Below are 20,542 nucleotides of genomic sequence, written 5' to 3'. Positions count from 1 at the left end.
GTCCAATAGGTATTAGCTCAGTGAGGAGCCCTGCATGACCCCCCTGAACGCACCGCTCGACCGGCGCACGGCACTCAAGCTCGGCGGGGGAGGCCTCGGTCTCCTGTCCCTGGCCGCGCTCGCGGGCTGCTCGGCCGCAGGTTCGTCGAGCTCCGGCGCGACCGGCACGCTGAAGATGCTCTACTTCGGCGATCAGAAGAGCGCGACCGCACTGCAGCAGCGACTGCTGCCGCAGATCCAGAAGCTCGACAAGAAGTCCTCGATCGAGATCCAGGGGGTGACCGGCACCGACTGGAACGACTTCTTCGCGAAGGTGCTGACCCAGATCGCGAGCGGCTCCGCTCCCGACATCGTGGGCGTGGCCACGGAGGGAGTGCAGCTCATGGCCTCGAAGGGGCTGGCTGTGCCCCTGGACAGCTATGTCAAGCGAGACATGAGCGAGCTGAAGAGCTACTTCTCGGACGTTCACCCCGCCCTCGTCGAGGCGATGATGTACCAGGGGCATCTGTACGAGCTGCCGAGCGACTTCAACGCGGGCAACATGTTCTACAGCACCGCCCTCTTCGAGAAGGCCGGCGTCGCGGCGCCCAGCGCGACCTGGACCATCGACGACTTCCACAACGCCGCGGAGCAGATCGCGAAGATCCCGAACGTCAACGCGTTCGACTGGGTCGTCCGGCTCTGGGGGAGCTGGACCTCGTTCATGTACGCCAACGGCGGCAACCTGCTCGAGGAGGGCAGGTACTCCGGTGGGGACTGGCTCTGGAACGCCGCCTACGCGGGTGACTCGGCAGCATCCGGACGTGGGGGAGGCTGGAAGTGGGGCCAGCCCACGGCCAACTCGTCGGCGACGGTCCAAGCGCTGGAGTACATGTTCGAACTCAAGAAGGCGTCCCTCTCTCCTTCGCCCGACGTCGGCGGCGGCGGAACGCTGCAGGGGCTCTTCGCTGCGAACCGGATCGGCATGGCGATCGGCGGTGGGTTCTGGGCCGGTGGACTCGCGAACGCCGGGATGAAGGACGGCTCCTTCGACGTGCAGTTCTTCCCGAAATGGAAGAGCCAGCGGATGCTGTTCGGCACCGGCGGGTACGCGATCTTCAACAGCTCGCAGAAGAAGGACCTCGCGTGGGAGGTCGTGAAGATGCTCACGAAGCCGTCGTCGTTCGACGTGCTGAACCCGGGCAACGTGACGACGCCCGCGCGGAAATCCCTGATGACGGCCGAGCGCTACTCGAAGACCGGCCCGAAGAACTGGGAGGTCTTCTACAACACCCTCACGGACCACCCGGACACCGCCCCGATCCCTGCGCCGCCGTACTACAACGCCCTCGCGACCGCGTTGAACACCCGCACCACGCAGGCGATCGCCTCCGGGAACGCCAAGTCCGCGCTCGACGGCCTGCAGTCCGATCTCGAGGCCGCCGCGAAGAGCGCCGCCTCGTGACCGCCGCGCTGGAATCGGTCATCACCGATCCAGCCGGAACCGTGCGGCGTGGGCCCTCCAGGGGCGCGCGCCGCACGGCACGCCGTGAGGCGTCCTTCGGCTACGGGATGATCGCGCTCGCGGTCGGCTTCGTCGGGCTCTTCACGGCGATCCCGATCGTCGTGTCCATCGGCCTGTCCTTCTTCTCCTGGGATGTGCTGACCCCACCGCGCTTCATCGGCCTGCAGAACTACGAGCGGATGGCCGGCGACAGCACTGTGGTCCAGTCCTTCGGGGTCACGCTGCTGCTCGGCGTCAGCATCGTCGTCCTCCAGATCCTCGTCGGGCTCGGCTTGGCGGTGCTCGTCAACAATCGGCGTCGCGCAGGCACGAAGGCGTTCTTCCGAACGGTCTTCTACCTTCCGCTGCTGGCCTCCACGGCGTCGGTGGCGATCTTCATGGGATACCTCTTCGACGCGAAGTTCGGCGCGATCAACTACTACCTCCAGCTGGTCGGGCTCTCCGGTGTCCCGTGGCTGACGTCGACGTGGGGCGCGACGGCGACGATCGTGCTGATCACGGTCTGGCAGCAGTCCGGCTTCACCTTCGTGCTGTTCGTCGCCGCGCTGAACTCGGTGCCGGAGGACGTGCTGGAGGCGGCGGCCATCGATGGGGCGGGGCCGCTCCGGACCCTGCTGCGGATCAAGCTGCCGCTCATCAGCCCGACGATCCTCTTCGCCGCCGTCGTCGCGTTCATCAATTCGATGCAGCTCTTCGATCAGCCCTACATCATGACCAAGGGCGGTCCGGGCTCCTCGACGACGACGGCGACCATCGTGATGTACCAGACCGCATTCCAGAACCTGCAGTTCGGGTACGGGTCGGCGATCGCGATCGTCCTGCTCCTCATCATCCTCGCGATCACAGGGCTGCAGTTCCTCGCCGCCCGGAAGTTGGTGTTCTACCAGTGACTCTCACCGTTGCCCGACGCGCCTCCCGCGGGCGTCTCGTCGGGAAGATCGTCGGCATGGCCGTGCTGATCATCGCCGCCATGTTCGCCTTCGGGCCCCTGCTGTGGACGTTGACGACCTCCCTCCGTACGCCGGCGGCGGCCTTCCAGAACCCGCCGCAGTGGCTGCCGATCCCAGCCGACTTCTCGAATTACGCCGCCGTGTTCAAGCAGATCCCGATCGGGCAGTTCTTCGTGAACAGCGTGATCGTGACCGGACTGATCGTCATCGGTCAGACGGTCACCTGCATGCTCAGCGGGTACGCGTTCGCGATGATCCGATTCCCGGGACGCACGGCGATCTTCGGCGCGTTCCTGGCAACCATGATGGTGCCGCTGCAGACGATCATCATCCCCGTCTTCGTCATCGTGAAGATGCTCGGGCTGTCCGACTCGCTGCTCGCCCTGGTCATCCCTGCGCTCGGCAGTGCATTCGGCACCTTCCTCGTCCGGCAGTACTTCATGCAGATGCCACGTGAGCTCGGCGAAGCGGCCCGGATCGATGGCGCGAACCAGTGGCAGGTCTTCAGCCACGTCTACATGCGCATGGCAGCGCCGGTCGTTGCGACGCTCGCGATCCTCAACTTCTCCGGATTCTGGGCCGAGTTCTACCGGCCCCTCATCTTCCTGCAGTCCCAGCAGAACTTCACGCTGCCGCTCGGTCTCGTCGGGCTCCAGGGCAACCTGGGTACCGGCAGCATCTCCGTCGTCCTCGCAGGAGTCATCCTCGCCATGCTGCCCAGCGTCATCCTCTTCGTCTTCGCTCAGCGGTACTTCATCGCCGGCATCACCGCGGGATCCTCCCGATGAGCGCCGGGCTCGAGCACCACCGGCCGCGCTTCCACATCCGACCGCCGCGGGGGTGGCTGAACGACCCCAACGGCCCCGTGGTGATCGACGGCGTCACCCACCTCTACTTCCAGTACCGGTTCGGGACCGATCTCGCCGACCCGGTCGTGTGGGGGCACGCGAGCAGCACGAACCTGATCGACTGGTCGCTGCACCGTGCGGCGATCACGCCCGAGCCGACGGGTCTGGACCGGGACGGTTGCTTCTCCGGCAACACCGTCCTGACCGACTCCGGCGAGGTGCTCGCCTTCTACTCGGGCTTCCGACGGGACTACCCGCTCCAGTCCGCGCTCGTCGCCTCGTCGACCGACGGCGGTGCGTCGTTCGGTGCCGCCCGGCTCGCTGTCGAGGACCCTGACGGGCCGGTCGTCCGCCGGGACCCGTTCGTGTGGCGGACCGCTTCCGGATGGCACATGGCCCTGGGCGAAGGCGATGCCGACGAGCGCGCGTCCGTCCGGCGCTATCGGTCGACCGATCTCGAGGTCTGGGAGGACGAGGGATCGATCGTGTCGCTCCCGCGCACGGTCGTCGATGGGGTCGACACCGGCGCGATGTGGGAGTGCCCACAGGTGGCGGACGTCGACGGAACCGAGGTCGTCCTGGTCGGGGCATGGTCGGAGGAGAACGGCATCATGCGGGTCCTCGCCGTGCTTCCGGGACTCGGCGGCGACCGACTCGAAGGTGTGGGGGCGTATCCCGTCGACGACGGGGACAGCTTCTATGCGCCCTCGGTGCTCCGGCGGGAAGGTCAGGGGCCGCTGGTCTGGGGGTGGGTGACCGAGGCGCGCACCGAGGACTGGTGGCGCGAGGAGGGCTGGGCGGGCGCGATCAGCTTGCCGCGAGAGGTCCGGCTCGCGCCCGACGGGAGGCTCCTCAGCGCGCCCGCCGCTGAACTCGACCTCCTCAGGGGGCGGGGAACGCACATGCGGCTCGTGTCGGGTCAGGAGGCGAGCATCGGGGGGCATGCGGAGCTGACGATCAGCCCCGCCGAGGCAGCGGTCTCGTCCGTCCGTGTCGGGAGCGCGGAGGAGTGCTTTCGGATTCTTCTCGATCCGACACGCGACCGAGTGACCATCGACCTCGACGACTCGAGTTCGGATGACCGCGCGCATCGCGGCAAGCTGACCGTCGAGGGTGCCTTCGAGGACGGCAGCGGTGAGGTACGAGTGTTCCTCGACGGCTCGATCCTCGAGGTGTTCACCGGGACCGGGCGGGTCGCGACCTGCAGGTTCTACCCCGTCAGCGCGCCGCCGTGGACGGTCCGTGTCGACGGAGCTGCTGACGTCGACGTCTGGGACCTGATGTGAGCGACGGAGCTCGGCCCGATCGTTGCGCAGTACCCGGTCTCCGGTCCGCATCCCGAGCCGGATTCCGATCGGGGGGTCTCCGCTGAATCCGAGTCAGGTCGCAGGACGGTCCGGGGGGTTCCGGAGGTGCTGCTCCAGCTGACTCGTCGCCTGCGCCAGGACACGGCGCGCAGCAGCGCGATCCGCGGGATCGATCCCCTCGAAGGCGATCCTCCTGGCCGACGCCACGGGATCCGGCATCGCGCGCCAGAGCTCGTCGCCGGCGGCGGTCAGGGTCAGCGTGCGCTGCCGCTGATCACCCGCCTCCGCCTGCTGGGCGATGAGCCCCTTCCGGACGAGGGTGCTCACGATGGTGCTGAGCGTCGCCCGTTCGATCTCGAGCGCGCGGGCGATGTCCCGCTGCAGTGTCGGGCCGTGGGTCGCGAGCTGCTCCATGACGGCCCATTGGGTGAGGCCGAGGCCGTACGGGCGCAGGGTCGCGTCGTTGGCGGCTCGAACCGCGTAGTAGAAGCGCTTCGCCCACGCGCCGACCTGCTCCTGCGCGAGGTCGTCACTCTCTCCCGCCGGCACAGCGCCACGGTAGTCGAGCCGCTCCGCGCGGGCGGCGGTCTCACCAGGGGATGGGCTGGTCCTCCCACCTCGTGAAGGTGCCGGAGGGGCCGTCCGGGCCGAGCAGCGCGACCCGGACCACCTCGCGTGATCCGTCCTCGACGGATTCGGCTCCGGCGTACCCGTTCAGGTTCGTCGCGGTGAAGGCGGGTGAGACGAGGTTGACCTTCACGGGGGTCCCTTCCAGCTCGATCATCATCGCCAGCGTGATCGCGTTCAGCGCGGCCTTCGACGCCGGGTAGACGGGTCCGTAGTAGGAGCGGTAGGGGTAGGCGTGGTCCGCGTTGTCGGTCAGGGAGCCCAGCCCGCTCGTCACGTTCACGATGCGGGCGTCCTCGGACTCCCGGAGCAGGGGCAGCATCGCTTGGTAGACCGCGAGGGTCCCGAAGACGTTGGTGTTCCACACGGCCCGCATCTCGGAGATCGATGCGCGGCTGGCCAGGTTCCGGTCCCTGCTCCCGTCCGGCGTCCTGTCGCCACGTGCCGCCTGAGCGATCGCGGCGTTGTTCACCAGGAGATCGAGCCTTCCGTAGTCCTGTCGGATGCGGGCGGCGGCCGCAGCGATCGATCCCTCGTCGGTCAGGTCGATCCGGATGGGGATCGCTCCGGAGCCGATCCGCGCTGCGGCCGCCTGGCCGCGCGCCAGGTCGCGGGCGCCGAGGAGCACGGTCGTCCCGTGGGAGACGAGCTCTTCGGCGACGCGGAGCCCGACGCCCTGGTTCGCGCCGGTGATGAGAGCGAGTCGAGCAATGTCGTTAGGCACCTAGCAATAATCGCGAGGTACCTGACGGCTGTCAATCGCCTCCCGGAGGGTCGGACAGCGCGCAGTCCAACCCGGGCGATCCGGTGGGGACCGCGGCGCTCTTGCTCCTGGTCGCCGGTGAGCAGTTGCCCGCGATGACCGGCGGGGAGCGGCGGCTCCTGTTCGAGTGGCTCGACCGCATCATCGAAGGCGACTGAACGAGCGACCCGCGCCGACCGGTCCCAACTCGCACTCACCGAGCAGTGGTCTGATTGCCGCCGACGGTGCGGCGAGGGAGAACACGGGTGGGGCGACGCGGGGTCCCCGGAGTGTCCCGGGTGATCGGCCGGACGCTGCATGTGCTCGAGCCGGTCGCCCCTGACTGGTTCGTGCAGGTCGTCGCGCCGAAGCGGGCTCCGGTGCCGTGGGCGAACATGATCCGCACCGCCGCCTCCGTGACCGCGCCGCTCGCTGCCGGCGTGGCGCTCGGCCAGGGGGCGCTCGGCGGTTTCGCCGCCATGGGCGCGCTGCTCGGATCGTTCGGCGACGCGGGCGGTCCCTTCACCCGGCGGCTCCGGCGCGTGCTGCTCGGCGTCGCGGGTGGGCTCCTCGGGCTGTTGCTCGGCCGCGTCCTCCTGACCTCGGGGCTCTGGGCGATCGCGATCGCCGGCGGGGTCGCCGTCCTGTCCGCGGTCCTGAGCTCGCTGTCCACGGAGCTGTCGTTCGCGGGGCTGCAGCTGCTCGTCTACCTCGCCGTGAGCACGGGACCCGTCCGGGTGGTGCCGCTGCCGCTGCTCGCCGGCCTGTTCCTGGTCGGCGCCGGATGGGCCCTCGTGCTGTCGCTCGTGCAGACGCGCGTCGTGCCCGAGGTCGACCGCCCGCAGCTCGCGGTGGCGACGGTGCTCGAGGAGCTGATCGCGCTGCTGCGCGTCATGGCGTCGGACGCGCCGTCGGACAGCCGCGAGGACGAGGTCGCGCGGGGCCGGCGCCGGGTCGGGATCGCGGTCGGCAGAGCGTACGACGCGGTGGCGAACGCCCGGGCGTTCTCGGCCGGCAGACGACGCGACCTCCGACGGCTGAACGCCGTGCTCTCCGCGGTGTCCAACGTGACCGCGGTCGCCGTCGCGTCCGCCCGGACCGATCCGGTCGAACCCGCCAGCGCGATCCCCGATCTCGAGGTGCTCCGGGACAGCATCGCGAGCGGCAGACCGGCCGCCGCGCTTCCGACGCTCCCGACCGCCGAGCAGGCGGCGGAGAACCCGACCGCGTCCGCGCTCGCGCGCGCCGTCGCGCATCTGAACCGCTCGAGCGACGGGCTCGTCCGCCCGGCCGCGCTCCCCACGGTCACCGCCGCGATCGCACTCGGCCGCGTCCCGCCGGCGCCGTCGGACGCGCGGTCGCACGGTCGATCGGGCTGGGTCGGCTCCGTCACGGACGCGTTGGCGGGCCGCAAGACCTGGGTGTTCGCGGCCCGCCTCGCGATCACCCTCATGGTGGCGGAGGCCCTGGTGCAGCTGCTGCCCCTTCCCCGGTCGTACTGGGTGCTGCTCACGGTCGCCGTCGTGCTCAAGCCCGATTTCGGTTCGGTGTTCGCGAGAGGGGTGCAGCGCACGCTGGGCACGCTCATCGGGGTGCTGATCGGGGCGGCCGTCATCGCGCTCGTCCCGCACGGGCCGTGGCTGCTCCTGCCGGTGGCGTGCTTCTCGCTGCTCTTCCCACTCGGTGCGAGCCGGAACTACGGCATGCTCTCGACGTTCATCACCCCGCTCGTGCTGATCCTGATCGACTTCGCCGGCGGCGGCGTCGACGGGATCGCCGCGGACCGTCTGCTCGACACCGTGCTCGGTGCCGCCACCGTGCTCGTCGTCGGGTACCTGCTCTGGCCCGGCACGTGGCGCCCGAAGCTCGGTCGCCAGATCGCCGACAGCATCGAGGCGATCGCGGAGTACGCCGACGTCGCGTTCAGCGGCGGGACGAGCTCGGTCATCGGCCCGGTACGGCGCCGCGCGTTCGGGGCGCTCTCCGACGTGCGGTCCGACCTGCAGAGTCTGCTGGCCGAGCCGACACGGCAGGCTCGTGCGGCGGCCAACTGGTTCCCCCTGGTCGCGCAGCTGGAGCAGACCGCGGAGGACCTGCGGGACGCCGCGGTCCTGGACGCTCGGGTGCCGGACACCTCGATCGGGCCGGACGTGCAGCGCGTGTCACGTGGGCTGCGCGATCTCGCCTCCGCGGTCCGAGAGCAGCGGCCACCCGTCGATCTCCCGCTGCCCGACACGGGGATCCTGAGGCACGTCGCGGGGGACCTCCTCGGAGCACGGCGCATCCTCACCGGGCCGCCGACCAGCAGATGACCGATCAGCGCAGGACCGTGCGCCGCCGGAACCGCGACGACCGGCCGGTCAGCCGATGTCGCCGGTGCTCGGTGCGCCGGCCGGTGCGTAGCGCAGCAGCACGGCGCCGGAGTCGCCGGTGACGGCGGGAGCGAGCAGCCGGAGGTTCGCCGGTGCGGCGCCGTCCGGGAACACCTTCTTGCCCTGCCCGAGCACGACGGGGTACACCCACAGCAGCAGCTCGTCGTAGAGCTCATGGGCGAGGAGCGTCTGCACGAGATCGAGGCTCCCGATCACGTGGACCCGCTCGTGTTGCGCTCGGATCGCCTGCACCTCCGACATCAGGTCGGTCCCGATCCTGGTCGATCCGGCCCAGGCGAGGTCCCGTGGACTGCGGGAGGCCACGTACTTCGGGATGCGGTTGAACCGCTCGCCGATGGGGTGGTCCCCGTGCAGCGGCCAGAACGCCGCCCAGATGTCGTACGTGCGCCTGCCGAGCAGCAGTGCGTCGATCCCGCTGATCCGCTCGCCGACCGCGGCACCGACGATCTCATCCTCGAACGGGGCCTGCCAGCCGCTCCACGGGAAGCCGCCCTCCGGGTCCTCGCCCCGGCCGCCGGGGCCCTGACCCACACCGTCCAGCGTCGTGAACAGGTCGATCGAGATGGTGCCCATCGCGCTCCTCCGGTTCCCCCGAAACCTAGTCGGCGAGGGCGCCGGCCGCCCGGATCCGGGCGCGCACCGCGGGCAGGAACGCCTCCGCCCAGACGCGGTGCCCGCGGTCGTTCGGATGGAAGAGGTCGCCGGCCGCGTTGCGCACCGCGATGATCGGGCCGCCGCGCCGGGTCCGTTCGTGCAGCGGAGCGAGGGTCAGCCCGTGCGCGGCCACGACCTCGTGCACGATGCGGTTCGCCTCCCGCGCGCGGCCGCCGATGGGGATTGGGGAGAAGCTGGGGAGGTCCGCGACGATCGTGCCGGGCGGCAGCGCGGCGCAGATGCGGTCCAGCTCGTCGCGGAAACGGGCCGGCGCGAAGGACCACACGTCGTTCGCGCCGACGTCGAGCGTGCAGACGAGGGGCGTGGTCTTCGGGAGCCGGTGCAGCTCGTCCGCGAGCACGACGGCGCAGGTCGCGCCGTCGATCGCGAGGTTCCGGACGCGCACGCGGCGCCCGGTGAGCCGCCCGATCTCGGCCGCGACGATGCCGACGTAGCCGCGCTCGGGCTTCGAGGCACCCAGCCCGAGCGCCGCCGAATCGCCGAGCGCGACGTAGAGCACCGCCTCCGGGTCCGCCCGCCCGCGCTCGCCCCAGTACACGTGATGCGCGGGGATGCGGTTCGTGAGCAGGACCGTCCAGGCCGCGCGGTGCCGCGCGAGCCAGACGCCGTACCCCGCGGCGCCTGCGAGCGCCGCGCCGAGCAGCAGTCCGCGCCTCACCGCAGCGCCCCGATCGCCGCCAGCCGGCCGTCGGTCGCGGCGAGGAGGTCCGCCGGCGCCAGCTCGATGTCGAAGCCCCTCCGGCCACCGGAGACGAACACGGTCGGGAACGCCTCCGCGCTCGTGTCGAGCACCAGCGGCAGCCGGGTGCGCTGACCGACCGGGCTGATGCCGCCGACGACGTACCCGGTCCGGCGCTCGGCCGTCTCCGGTGCCGCCATCGTCGCGCGCTTGGCGCCCAGCACGGCCGCCAGCGCCTTCAGGTCGAGCATCGACGACACCGGCACCACCGCCACGGCGAGGCGGCCGTCCGCCTCCACGACCAGCGTCTTGAACACCCGCTCGGGCGGGACACCGAGCTCGCGGGCCGCCTCCGCCCCGTAGCCGTCGGCCGCCGCGTCGTGCGCGTACGGGTGGGCGACGTAGGAGACGCCGAGTCGGTCCAGCGCCTGCGTCGCCGCGGTCGTCGGCGCCCTCCTGCTCATCCTCCGATCCTCGAGCACGTCAGCAGGAAGAACTCGCCACGGCAGGAAGGAACCGGCGATCCGTTCCTGCCGTCGCGGATCGTTCCTGCTGTCGTGCTCCGTCGTTCCTGCTGTCGTGCTCCCCGCCGGGATGGGGCTCCGAGGCTGGGTCAGGTCTGGCAGCGCGGGCACCAGAAGATCTCGCGGTCCATCGCACCCCGCCCCGGCTGCACGGGGTCGCCGAGCGTGCCGCCGAGGATGCGCGTCCCGCAGCGGCGGCACGGCCGTCCCGCGCGCCCGTAGACCCAGTCCTGCCGACCCGCGCGGGTGTCGCCGGTCAGCGTGCGCTCCACGCGGTTCTTGTTGGCCTCGAGCGTCCGCTTCGCCAGATCGACCATGCGCGGGAGGTCGGGCACCTCGGCCACCGGGCGGGTGGGGAGCACGCCCCGGAGGAAGCAGAGCTCGTTCCGGTACACGTTCCCGACGCCGGCGAGGTTGCGCTGGTCGAGCAGCGCGAGCCCGATCGGGCGACCGGGATCGGCCTCGATGCGGCGCACCGCCTCCTCGGCGTCCCAGTCCGGGCCGAGCAGGTCCGGTCCGAGGTACCCGACGACGTCCTCCTCCGCCCCCCGCGGGAGCACCTCGAGCGTGCCGAGGGCGAACCCGACCGCCTGCCACGGCTCGGTACCGAGCACGATGCGGGCCTCGAACGCGGGTCGCCGCCACCGCGAACCCGGCCGGTACAGGTGCCAGGCACCCTCCATCTTCAGATGGGAGTGGATCAGCGCCGTGTCGGTGCGGAGCAGGAGGTGCTTGCCGCGGCTCGCCACGGATCCGACCCGTTCCCCGGTCAGATCCACAGTGGCGAACTTCGGCACCCGGACGTCGCACGCGGTCAGCAGCTCCCCGGCCAGGGCGGCGTGCAGGTTGTGGGCCGTGCGGTAGACCGTGTCCCCCTCAGGCACGGAGTCGCAGCCCCTTCGGTGTCGCCGCGAAGCCCGCCGCCTCGAGGACCTTGCCGAACGGGCTCCCGAGCGCGAACGCCCCGTCCACCTTCTCGACGACGAGCTGGGGCACGCCGCCGGAGCGCACGAGCGCGGCCAGCCCCTCCGCCGTCCGGCGTCGCGACGCCTCGTCGTCCTGGAGGAGCAGGACCGTCCGGCCGCCGCGCTCGACGTAGGCGGCGAGCTCGCCGTCGACGAGCACAACGAGCGCCCCCGCCTTCCGGCCGGGCCGGTGGCCCTCGCCCTCCGGCCACGGCAGCGCGGCGCCGTACGGGTTCGCGGGATCGGTCGCGGCGAGCACCAGCACCGTCGGGTCGTCGGTCTCCGCGCCCGCCTCCCGGGTGTGCTTCCGCAGCCGGTCGACGGTGCCGGCGGTCGAGAACTGGGCCGCACCGAGATGCTCGACGAAGTAGCCGCGCCTCGCCCTGCCCGCCTCCTCGAGCGCTGCCAGGGTCTTGTAGACGAGCGCGAAGCCGCCCGGCACGCCCTCCGCCTGCACGGCGCCGCGGGTGACGACGCCGTACCGGTCGAGCAGCACCTCCGCGGTCGCCGCGGCCCGCACGGTCGGGTCCGACTCCGGCAGCGGGAGGATCGCCCACCGCCCGGCTGCGACGGGCGGCCCGGATCGCACGGGCAGCGCGGGGCGTCCGCGGCCGCGGTAGCCGCGGGCGCGGGGTGCCCGGCGCTGCGTGCGGTGGGCCGTGTGCCCGCTCCCCGTCAGCGCGCGCACCGGCGCGAAGGTGTCGTTCGTGACGAGCCCGTCCCAGACCAGGTTCCAGAGCGCCGTCGTGAGCGCGTCGTCGTTCGCGACACCGACGGTGTCCGCGAGCTGGCGGAAGAAGAAGGCGCCGCCGCCCCCGAGCGTCGCGAGCACCTCCTGCTCCAGGGGGGTGCGGTCGCCCTCCTCGAGCGCCTGCAGGGTGACCGGGAGCGCATCGGCGAGGTGCAGGGCCACCCAGCCGTCGTTGCCGGCGAGGCGACCCGTGCCGGACCACACGACCTCACCGGTCGCGGTGAGCTCGTCGAGCATCGCGGGCGAGTAGTCGCGGACCCGGGCGGGCAGGATCAGCGACTCCCAGGCGGACGCCGGCACCGGGACCCCCGCGAGCTGCTCGATGACCGTGGCGACGCCGTCCACCCCGCGGAGCGCCTTCTGTCCGACGTGCTGCCACTCGGGCAGGAACCGGGCGAAGGCGGCCTGCTCGACCGGTTCGACCTCCTTGCGGAGGGCCGCGAGCGACCGGCGCCGCAACCGGCGGAGCACCTCGACGTCGCACCACTCGGTGCCGGTGCCGCCCGGCCGGAACTCGCCCTCGGTGACCCGGCGCTCGTCGGCGAGTCGCCGGAGGGTGTCCGTGACCACCGCGACGCCGAGCCCGAGCCGCAGCGCGGCCGCCGCCGCCGTGAACGGCGCGTGGGTGCGGGCGTACCGCCCGACCAGATCGCCGAGCGGGTCGGCGACGGGTTCCACGAACGCGAACGGGACCCCGATCGGGAGGGGGACGCCGAGGGCGTCCCGGAGCCGGCTCGCGTCCTCGATGCCGGCGATCCAGTCCTCGCCGGCCCAGGAGGCGGTGATCGCGCGGTGGGCGGTGACGAGCTCCGCCGCGAACGCGGCGGCCTGCTCGGCCGTCGCCGGCACGCCTCCCACCTCGAGCCGGGCCGCGAGCTCGTCGACGGTGAGCGGACCGAGCAGGCGGAGGAGGTCCGCCGCGCCCTCGATCCCGGAGAGGCGCCGGTCGGCCGCCAGCCGTTGCAGCTCGCGCTCGGTCGACTCGACCACCGCCGGGTCGAGCAGCTCGCGCAGCTCGACCCGGCCGAGCAGCTCCGACAGCAGCGTCGAGTCGAGTGCGAGCGCCTGCGCCTTCCGCTCCGCAAGTGGACTGTCACCCTCGTACAGGAAGGCGCCGACGTAGCTGAACAGCAGGCTGCGCGCGAACGGCGATGCGGTCGGCGTCTCGACCTCGACGATCAGGATCGCCCGCGCCTCCAGCCCGGCGGCGAGCTCCTTGAGCGACGGCAGGTCGTACACGTCCTGCAGGACCTCGCGGATCGTCTCGAAGATGATGGGGAAGGTCGGGTACTTCTTCGCGACGTCCAGCAGCTGGCTCGCCCGCTGACGCTGCTGCCAGAGCGGCGACCGGCGGCCCGGGTTGTAGCGGGGGAGCAGCAGGGCGCGGGCCGCGCACTCCCGGAAGCGCGAGGCGAAGATCGCGGAGGACGTGACCTCGCTCGTGACGAGCTGATCGAGCTCGTCCGGCTCGAAGAGGAAGAGGTCCGCGCCCGGCGGCTCCGCATCGGTGTCGGGTACCCGCAGCACGACCCCGTCGTCCGCGGCCATGGCGCCGTTCTCGATGCCGTACCGCTCGGCGAGCCGCGCGCCGACCGCCAGCGCCCACGGCGCGTGCACCTGCATGCCGAACGGGGAATGCAGCACGATGCGCCAGTCGCCGAGCTCGTCGCGGAAGCGCTCGAGCACCAGGGTCCGATCCGAGGGCACCGCGCCGGTCGCGTCGGCCTGATCCCGGATGAACCGGAGGAGGTTCGTCGCCGCCCGGCGATCGAGACCGATGCGCGCGGCGACGGCCGCGGCCTCCTCGTCCTTGGCGGCGGCGAGCTCTCGCTGGAAGGCACCGACCGCGCGGCCGAGCTCCGCCGGGCGCCCGAGCCCGTCGCCCTTCCAGAACGGCACGCGCCCGGGCTCCCCGAACGCGGGGAGCACCAGCACCCGGTCGTGCGTGATCTCCTGGATGCGCCAGCTGGTGGCCCCGAGACTGAACACGTCGCCGACGCGGGACTCGTAGACCATCTCCTCGTCGAGCTCGCCGACCCGGTTGCCGCCCCCCTCGCCTCCGGAGACCAGGAACACGCCGAACAGCCCGCGGTCGGGGATCGTGCCGCCGGAGGTGACGGCGAGCCGCTGCGCACCCGGGCGCCCCGCGATCGTCCCCGCGTCGCGGTCCCAGACGATGCGCGGACGCAGCTCGGCGAACTCGTCCGAGGGGTAGCGGCCCGCGAGCAGATCGAGGACCGCCTCGTACGCCGAGCGCGGGAGCGCGGCGAAGGGTGCGGACCTCCGCACCGTGTCGAACCACGCCTCCACCTCGAGCTCGTCGTTCGCGCACGCGGCGACGGTCTGCTGCGCGAGGACGTCGAGCGGGTTGGCGGGCACGCGCAGCGACTCGATCTCGCCCTTCAGCATCCGGTCCGTGGCCACCGCTGCGTGGATCAGGTCGGCCTGGTGGACCGGGAACACGACTCCGGTGCTGATCTCCCCGACCTGGTGACCGGCACGCCCGATGCGCTGCAGGCCGCTCGCCACCGACGGCGGCGCACCGACCTGCACGACGAGGTCGACGGCGCCCATGTCGATGCCGAGCTCGAGGCTCGAGGTCGCGACGACGCAGCGCAGCCGTCCGGACTTCAGGTCGTCCTCGATGACGCCGCGCTGCTCCTTCGAGACGGAGCCGTGGTGCGCCCGCGCGAGCACCTCCTTCGCGCCGCGGGTCGAGCCGGACGCCGCCATGATCGCGGCCGGGGCGGGCACCCCGCGCGCGGCGAGGGCACTCGTCAGTTCGGGCTGCTCGACCTGCTCGGCCGCCTCGAGCCGCTCCTGGTACTCCTCGTTCAGCCGGGCGGTCAGCCGCTCCGCCTGCCTCCTGGAGTTCGTGAACACGATCGACGACCGGTGCTCGAGCACGAGATCGGTGATCGCGGACTCCACGTACGGCCACATCGATCCGGTGCGCTGGGGCAGCGGGTCGTCCGGGTCGAACACGTCCTGGGCGGCGCTGCCCTCGTGCGGTTGCCCGTCGGCATCGCCCCCGTCGGGCCATCCGCTGCCGAGATCCGGGTCGGACATGTCCTCGACGGGCACCACCACCGTCAGATCGAAGGTCTTCTGCGCCTTCGGCGCGACGATCGTCACGGGGGAGCGGCCGCCGAGGAAGCGCGCGACCTCCTCCACCGGACGCACCGTGGCGGAGAGGCCGATGCGCTGCGCGGGACGCTCGAGCATCGCGTCGAGGCGCTCGAGCGAGAGCGCGAGGTGCGATCCGCGCTTCGTGGCGGCGACGGCGTGCACCTCGTCGACGATGACCGTGTCGACGGTGGTGAGCGTCTCGCGCGCCGCGGACGTCAGCATCAGGAAGAGGGATTCGGGAGTGGTGATGAGGATCTCGGGCGGATCGTTCGAGAGCTGTCGCCGCTCCGCCTGGCTCGTGTCGCCGGATCGCACGCCCACCCGAATCGGCGGCGGGGTCTGCCCGAGCCGCTTCGCGGTCTGCGTGACGCCGACGAGCGGGCTCCTGAGATTCCGTTCGACGTCCACGCCGAGCGCCTTCAACGGCGAGATGTAGAGCACGCGGGTACCGGATCCGGTGTCGGCGGGGCGGTTCGCGAGTCGGTCGATGGCCCACAGGAACGAGGCGAGGGTCTTGCCGGAGCCGGTCGGCGCCACGACCAGCGCGTGCTGCCCCTTGGCGATCGCGGCCCAGGCACCCTCCTGCGCCGGCGTGGGCGCGCGGAAGGCGCCCACGAACCACTCGCGGGTCGCGGCGCCGAACGCATCGAGGACGGAGGGCATGGTGGGGAAGGATTCTGCCTCCGCCCGCCGACACTCCGGTGCGAGCGCGGCCCCCGTTCGCGGCGATCCCGCCCGGGACGGAGGACCGCCGAGTAGAAAAGGGGCATGAGCAGCGTGCGCACGCCCGACCCGAACCCGGGATGGCTCGGCGATGAGGAGCTGGCGGCGATCCGTCAGCGCCTCCCCCTGCTGTACGTGGAGGCGGTCCCCGTCCGGACGGACGGCATGGGGCGCGTGACGGAGGTGGGTCTGCTCCTCCGGGTCGGGCCGAGCGGCACGATCGCCCGCACGATCGTGTCCGGACGCGTGCTGTACGGCGAGACCCTGCGCGATGCGCTGTTCCGGCACCTCGAGAAGGACCTCGGCCCGATGGCCTTCCCGCAGCTGCCGGCGAGCCCGGTGCCGTTCCAGGTGGCGGAGTACTTCCCGACGCCGAGCCCGACCCGGTTCACCGACGAGCGCCAGCACGCGGTCGCGCTCGCGTACGTCGTGCCGGTGACCGGCACCTGCGACCCACGGCAGGACGCGCTGGAGCTCACGTGGATGACGCCGGAGGAGGCTTCCGCCGACGCGGTCGCGCTCGAGATGGAGGGGGGTCGCGGCGGTCTCGTCCGCGCCGCGCTCGCCTCGGTCGGTCGCCTGTACTGACCCGCGCCGACCCGCCTTCGGGGGCGGCTGCGCGGTTCGCCGCTGCCGCGTCGAGGCCCGCGGCTAGCGTCGGGCCGTGCTGACGACCGCTGCCGCCGCCGCGCCCACCTTCTCCATCACGCTCGGTTCGGCCCTGCCGGTCGTAGGTGCGGTCCTCGCCGTCATCGACTCCGCGGCGCGGTTCCGCAGGCCCGGCGGCAACGCGGTCCTCGCCGTCCTCGCGCTGATCGCGGGGCTGCTGCTCTTCGTGCGCGCGTTCGGTCCCGTGCAGCCGTTCGTGTCGACGTCGATCCCCCTCCTGTACCTGGCGATCGCGACCACGGTGCTCCTGCTGATCGAGCTGCTCGTGAAGCCCGCGCGGAAGAGCGGCCTCCTGCCGCTGACCGTCGTCGCGACGCTCGTCTGCGGCGCCGCCGCAGCGGTCGCCTACCTCAAGATCGGCTGACCCGCCGATCCGGATCCTCTTCGCCGATCCGGAAGAACTCCGCGACACGCCGGGACCGGAGGCCCGCCCGCGGGGTGTCGCCGAGGATCTCCGGATCCGCGACGCTCACGCTGCGTCGGAGACGCGCTCCTCGTCGAAGCCGGGGGCGAGCTGCTTCAGCCGCAGGCCCCTCCACTGCCACAACGGCCAGAGTCCCGCCCACAGGCCGGGCGTGAGCGGGCCGGCGTCGAACTCGAGACGGTCGCGGTAGAGCGTGGCGGTGGGGTCGTCGGGGTGCGGCGAGACGGCCATGCGGTGGTACCAGCTGCGGATCAGCGCGGGGAGGCCGTCGGTGCCGCGGCCCGCGTCCCGCACGATCCGCACCCCCTCGTGCGTGGTGGTGTCGAGCGAGATCGAGATGTCCTGGTCGCCGAACGGCACGAACCCCGCGGCGAGCAGCGAGACCGGGTGGTCGCCCGGCTCCCAGCGCGCCGGGAAGCCGCCGTCCTCGCCCGAGGCGTACGAGAGCCACGGTCCTGCCGCCTCCCGCATCACCGTCGGCGACTGCAACGCCCGCCATGCCGCCTCGGGCGAGCAGTCGAGGCGCTCCTTCAGCATCACGACCATGCGCATGCCGCCAGTATCGCGGCCCCGCCTCAGCGCAGCTCGGGTCGCCGAGCCCGCAGCCAGTCGACGGCCGCTTCGCCCTCCACGCGCTGGAACGCCCTGATGCCCGCCATCGTCGGAGGTTCGGGGCGGAGCGCCGCGGAGAAGAAGTAGCCGGCGAGCGCGGCGAGGACCGCGTCGATCGAGGCCGGCGGCACGTCGACGAGCACGGCGTGCCGCAGGTGGACGTCGCCGCCGACGCGCCTGACGTCCAGGAGGTAGGTGAGCGCGTCCAGCCAGGCGGCGCCGCGCACCGCGTTGGGCCAGTCGACGATTCGAGCGCGACCGTCCGGCAGCACGAGGATGTTGTCGGGCCGGAGGTCCAGGTGCACCAGGCCCTCGCCGTCCACCGCGGCGCCGGCGCCGGCGGCGAGCTCGCGCAGTCGCTGCGCGGTGCGCAGGCCGCCTGGCACCTGCTCGGCGCCGGACTCCGCCACCGCGGACCACCCGCGCGCGGCCGCCTCCAGCTCGCCCCGCGCATCGGCGGCGGCCGGTGGCACCGCGGCGGGCACGGGATCCGGCAGTGCCGCGACCGCGTCGAGCACGGCCGCGGTGTCCTCCTCCGACCGGGGGTCCGGGTGCCGGCCCTCGACGTGCTCCACGGCGACCGCGATCCACCCGTCCCGCTCGACCGCTCCGAGCAGTCGCGGTGCGACCCCGGAGGCGTCGAGGGCGGCCAGCACCGCCGCCTCCCGTCGGTGCATGTCGACCGTCGTGGCGTTCACCGCGGCGCTCGCCGTCTTCACGAAGGCGCGGCGCCCGTCGTCGAGCAGGAGGACGTCCGCCGTCCCGGGGGACCAGCCTCCGGGTCGGCTGGACGCCGCGACCACCCGCGCGCCGAGCAGCGCTTCCACCGCTCCGTGGAGGTCGGCGGGGAGTTCTGCCCATGCGGGCCGCGGCGAGCTGCGCTGCACGGGCCCATTCTCGCGGCCGAGCAGGAATGCGGTCGGTGCCGCCGGGGTTCGCACCGACGAGAACCCGTCAGGAGGAGGACGACATGAAGGCAGTGGTCGGCGACACCGTGATCGCGGAGGCCCCGAAGGAGGACCTGATCTCGATCGAGGGGAACTGGTACTTCCCGCCGTCGAGCGTGAAGAGCGAGCTGCTCGAGAAGAGCCCCACCCCGTACACGTGCCCGTGGAAGGGCGAGTGCCAGTACTTCACCGTGGCGGTCGACGGCCAGCGGCTGCAGGACCGTGCGTGGAGCTACCCCACCCCGTACGCGAGCGGCATCGAGCGCGTGGGCAAGGACTTCAGCGACTACGTCGCGTTCTGGAAGGAGGTCCGGGTCACCGACTGACCCGGGTCATCCGCCCTGCGGGGGCTCGCCGCGGCAGACGGGGGTGCGCGCACCGCCCCATCAGCCGCGGAGGGCCCCCGCAGCGTCTGCGGGGCGCCAGGTGATGAGCGCGTCGCGACTGAAGCGCCGCGAGCACAGGCCGCAGGAGGTCTCGCGCGTCGGGCGGCGGAACCTCCGGTGCTCGTGGCCGGCGGGGCACGCACCGATCCAGGTCGCGCGCTCCTCCGCGATCGGCCGGTCGTGCAGACGGGAGCCGGTGTAGCCGAGCGCAGCGGCGCGGGCGCGCCAGCGCGGGCCGTGCGCCGCGCGGTGCCCGGCGAGGGCGTGCGCGATCTCGTGCAGCAGCACCTGCCGCACCTCCTCCGCCTCCGCCCCCTCGGCGAGGTGCCGGGAGAGGGTGATGCGGCGGTCGGCGTGATGGCAGGCGCCCGCGCGCCGGACCGCGCGGTCGAAGCCGAACGTCCACCCGCGGCCCGGGAGGTGGGCAGCGATGAGCGCCTCGGCCATCCGGGTCACGTCGGGAGCGAGCACGCCGGGAGGCTACGTCCCGGCTCCGACCTCCGCCCGGAGCGAGAAGAGGGGGTCAGCGGGAGAAGATGCCGCGGCCCGGCTCCGGGGAGGGCTGGGCGGTCTCGTCGGTGACGACCGCGGCGCCGCGGATCACGCGGTCGAGCTCCTCACCGGCCACCGCCTGCGCCGGATGCGGACCAGCCGCGACGAGCCGTGGCAGCCATTCGAGCAGCGCGTCGTCGCGCGTGCCGACGAGCACGAGGTTACCGAAGCGGCGACCCTTCATGACCTGCGCCTCGGCGAGCACCGCGACGTGCGGTAGGACGGCCGCGACCGTGGCCATCTGCCCGCGCGCGAACGGCAGCCCCGCGCCGTCGGCGACGTTCACCGCGAGCACCCCGTGCTCGTTCAGCAGCCCTGCGGCCAGCCGGTAGAACTCGACCGTCGTGACCGGCGCCGGGATCGTCGCGCCCGCGAACACGTCCACGACGACGAGGTCGCAGCTGCCCTGCAGCCCGGCCGGCAGCTTCGACGCCATCTCGCGCGCGTCGCCGTACCGCACTCGGATGGAGGCGCCCCGGGGGAGGGGGAGGCGCTCCCGCACGAAGTCGACGAGCGCGGGTTCGAGCTCGATCACCTGCTGCCGGGAGCCCGGCCGCGTCCAGGCGACGTAGCGGGGGATGGTCAGCGCGCCCGCCCCGAAGTGCACCGCGGTGAGCGGGGCGCCGGGATCGCCGATGCGGTCGATGACGTGCCCGATCCGCTCGACGTACTCGAACGCGAGGTCGGTCGGGTCGGTCGGGTTCACGCTCGACTGCGGCGTCCCGTCGACCACGAGCTCGACACGGGCCGGGTTCCAGCGGTCCGGCTCGAGGGTCGCCACCCGGCCGCCGGACAGGAGCACCGAATCCGATCTCGCCACGCAGCGACCCTAGGCCCCGCCCGATCGGCGCCTCCCCTTCGTGGGGTGGGGGGGTCCGGGGGCCCGCGCGCCCAAAGGCAAAAAGAACAAAAAGCGGGCGGGGCACCCCGGGGCGGCCACTTCTTCTTTCCGGCTACCGGCGCGCTTGCCGCCGGTACCTCCGGACCGACGAAGGGGACTCGGCCGCGGCGTCGTCCGGGCGGCTCCGCGGCGTCCTCCGGCGGGGCGGGCCTAGGGTCGCTGCGTGGCGAGATCGGATTCGGTGCTCCTGTCCGGCGGCCGGGTGGCGACCCTCGAGCCGGACCGCTGGAACCC

The 20,542-nt window shown here is 72.4% G+C and carries 19 protein-coding genes; 8 read left to right on the top strand and 11 right to left on the bottom strand.

Annotation, left to right across the window (positions count from 1 at the left end; translation table 11 throughout):
* Window positions 1–34 precede the first annotated feature (34 nt).
* The 4 genes from ACTHLI_RS07645 to ACTHLI_RS07630 are packed head-to-tail and all read left to right on the top strand — an operon-like array spanning window position 35 to window position 4,588.
* Window positions 35–1,444 (top strand): ABC transporter substrate-binding protein, encoded by a 1,410-nt coding sequence (locus ACTHLI_RS07645; RefSeq protein ID WP_440182564.1) that lies wholly within the window; start codon window positions 35–37, stop codon window positions 1,442–1,444.
* Window positions 1,441–2,394: a carbohydrate ABC transporter permease gene (locus tag ACTHLI_RS07640; protein WP_440182563.1), complete on the top strand. Its 954-nt coding sequence runs from the start codon at window positions 1,441–1,443 to the stop codon at window positions 2,392–2,394. Before ACTHLI_RS07645 ends, ACTHLI_RS07640 begins: the two co-directional genes overlap by 4 nt.
* 56 nt (window positions 2,395–2,450) lie before the next feature.
* Window positions 2,451–3,242, top strand: a complete 792-nt coding sequence (locus tag ACTHLI_RS07635) for a carbohydrate ABC transporter permease (RefSeq protein ID WP_440182562.1) — start codon at window positions 2,451–2,453, stop codon at window positions 3,240–3,242.
* Window positions 3,239–4,588, top strand: a complete 1,350-nt coding sequence (locus tag ACTHLI_RS07630) for a glycoside hydrolase family 32 protein (protein WP_440182561.1) — start codon at window positions 3,239–3,241, stop codon at window positions 4,586–4,588. Before ACTHLI_RS07635 ends, ACTHLI_RS07630 begins: the two co-directional genes overlap by 4 nt.
* A gap of 93 nt (window positions 4,589–4,681) precedes the next feature.
* On the opposite strand, the gene ACTHLI_RS07625 is transcribed toward ACTHLI_RS07630, so the two are convergent.
* Both ACTHLI_RS07625 and ACTHLI_RS07620 read right to left on the bottom strand, forming a co-directional pair.
* A complete protein-coding gene (locus tag ACTHLI_RS07625) occupies window positions 4,682–5,158 on the bottom strand; it encodes a MarR family winged helix-turn-helix transcriptional regulator (RefSeq protein WP_440182560.1) in 477 nt (158 codons plus the stop codon).
* A 40-nt stretch (window positions 5,159–5,198) separates the two neighbouring features.
* On the bottom strand, window positions 5,199–5,960 hold the full coding sequence (locus ACTHLI_RS07620) for an SDR family NAD(P)-dependent oxidoreductase (protein WP_440182559.1): 762 nt from the start codon (window positions 5,958–5,960) through the stop codon (window positions 5,199–5,201).
* Between the two features lie 317 nt (window positions 5,961–6,277).
* On the opposite strand from ACTHLI_RS07620, the gene ACTHLI_RS07615 reads away from it, so the two are divergent.
* A complete protein-coding gene (locus ACTHLI_RS07615; RefSeq protein WP_440182558.1) occupies window positions 6,278–8,290 on the top strand; it encodes an FUSC family protein in 2,013 nt (670 codons plus the stop codon).
* 48 nt (window positions 8,291–8,338) lie between these two features.
* Here the strand turns inward: ACTHLI_RS07615 and ACTHLI_RS07610 are convergent, their stop codons facing one another.
* The 5 genes from ACTHLI_RS07610 to ACTHLI_RS07590 form a co-directional block, all read right to left on the bottom strand.
* Complete coding sequence (locus ACTHLI_RS07610; RefSeq protein WP_440182557.1) at window positions 8,339–8,944, bottom strand: dihydrofolate reductase family protein; 606 nt, start codon at window positions 8,942–8,944, stop codon at window positions 8,339–8,341.
* Window positions 8,945–8,969: 25 nt separating this feature from the next.
* Window positions 8,970–9,704 carry an SGNH/GDSL hydrolase family protein gene (locus tag ACTHLI_RS07605; protein WP_440182556.1) on the bottom strand — a complete coding sequence of 245 codons (735 nt, stop codon included), beginning with the start codon at window positions 9,702–9,704 and terminating at the stop codon, window positions 8,970–8,972.
* Window positions 9,701–10,189 carry a Cys-tRNA(Pro) deacylase gene (gene ybaK / locus ACTHLI_RS07600; RefSeq protein WP_440182555.1) on the bottom strand — a complete coding sequence of 163 codons (489 nt, stop codon included), beginning with the start codon at window positions 10,187–10,189 and terminating at the stop codon, window positions 9,701–9,703. Before ybaK ends, ACTHLI_RS07605 begins: the two co-directional genes overlap by 4 nt.
* Before the next feature lie 149 nt (window positions 10,190–10,338).
* Complete coding sequence (locus tag ACTHLI_RS07595; RefSeq protein ID WP_440182554.1) at window positions 10,339–11,133, bottom strand: DNA-formamidopyrimidine glycosylase family protein; 795 nt, start codon at window positions 11,131–11,133, stop codon at window positions 10,339–10,341.
* Window positions 11,126–15,757, bottom strand: coding sequence for an ATP-dependent helicase (locus tag ACTHLI_RS07590; RefSeq protein ID WP_440182553.1), 4,632 nt, complete (start codon window positions 15,755–15,757; stop codon window positions 11,126–11,128). Before ACTHLI_RS07590 ends, ACTHLI_RS07595 begins: the two co-directional genes overlap by 8 nt.
* 105 nt (window positions 15,758–15,862) lie before the next feature.
* Here ACTHLI_RS07590 and ACTHLI_RS07585 point away from each other — a divergent pair, with 105 nt between their 5' ends.
* Window positions 15,863–16,405 (top strand): NUDIX hydrolase family protein, encoded by a 543-nt coding sequence (locus ACTHLI_RS07585; RefSeq protein WP_440182552.1) that lies wholly within the window; start codon window positions 15,863–15,865, stop codon window positions 16,403–16,405.
* 76 nt (window positions 16,406–16,481) lie between these two features.
* The gene (locus tag ACTHLI_RS07580) at window positions 16,482–16,850 is read left to right on the top strand and encodes a hypothetical protein (RefSeq protein ID WP_440182551.1); all 369 of its coding nucleotides are present in this window, start codon (window positions 16,482–16,484) and stop codon (window positions 16,848–16,850) included.
* Between the two features lie 105 nt (window positions 16,851–16,955).
* Here ACTHLI_RS07580 and ACTHLI_RS07575 read toward each other — a convergent pair whose 3' ends face one another.
* Together ACTHLI_RS07575 and ACTHLI_RS07570 are read right to left on the bottom strand one after the other, a co-directional pair.
* On the bottom strand, window positions 16,956–17,462 hold the full coding sequence (locus ACTHLI_RS07575) for a hypothetical protein (RefSeq protein ID WP_440182550.1): 507 nt from the start codon (window positions 17,460–17,462) through the stop codon (window positions 16,956–16,958).
* A gap of 23 nt (window positions 17,463–17,485) precedes the next feature.
* Window positions 17,486–18,409: a phosphotransferase gene (locus ACTHLI_RS07570; RefSeq protein WP_440182549.1), complete on the bottom strand. Its 924-nt coding sequence runs from the start codon at window positions 18,407–18,409 to the stop codon at window positions 17,486–17,488.
* 83 nt (window positions 18,410–18,492) lie between these two features.
* On the opposite strand from ACTHLI_RS07570, the gene ACTHLI_RS07565 reads away from it, so the two are divergent.
* A complete protein-coding gene (locus ACTHLI_RS07565) occupies window positions 18,493–18,795 on the top strand; it encodes a DUF427 domain-containing protein (protein WP_440182548.1) in 303 nt (100 codons plus the stop codon).
* A 60-nt stretch (window positions 18,796–18,855) separates the two neighbouring features.
* On the opposite strand, the gene ACTHLI_RS07560 is transcribed toward ACTHLI_RS07565, so the two are convergent.
* Window positions 18,856–19,302: a SprT-like domain-containing protein gene (locus tag ACTHLI_RS07560; RefSeq protein WP_440182570.1), complete on the bottom strand. Its 447-nt coding sequence runs from the start codon at window positions 19,300–19,302 to the stop codon at window positions 18,856–18,858.
* 76 nt (window positions 19,303–19,378) lie between these two features.
* On the bottom strand, window positions 19,379–20,227 hold the full coding sequence (locus ACTHLI_RS07555) for a spermidine synthase (protein ID WP_440182547.1): 849 nt from the start codon (window positions 20,225–20,227) through the stop codon (window positions 19,379–19,381).
* Window positions 20,228–20,542 lie beyond the last annotated feature (315 nt).

Source organism: Amnibacterium sp. (genome assembly GCF_051956055.1).
Taxonomy (GTDB): domain Bacteria; phylum Actinomycetota; class Actinomycetes; order Actinomycetales; family Microbacteriaceae; genus Amnibacterium.
Note: the sequence above shows the minus strand (reverse complement) of the source record. Positions and strands in the feature narration are given on the sequence as shown.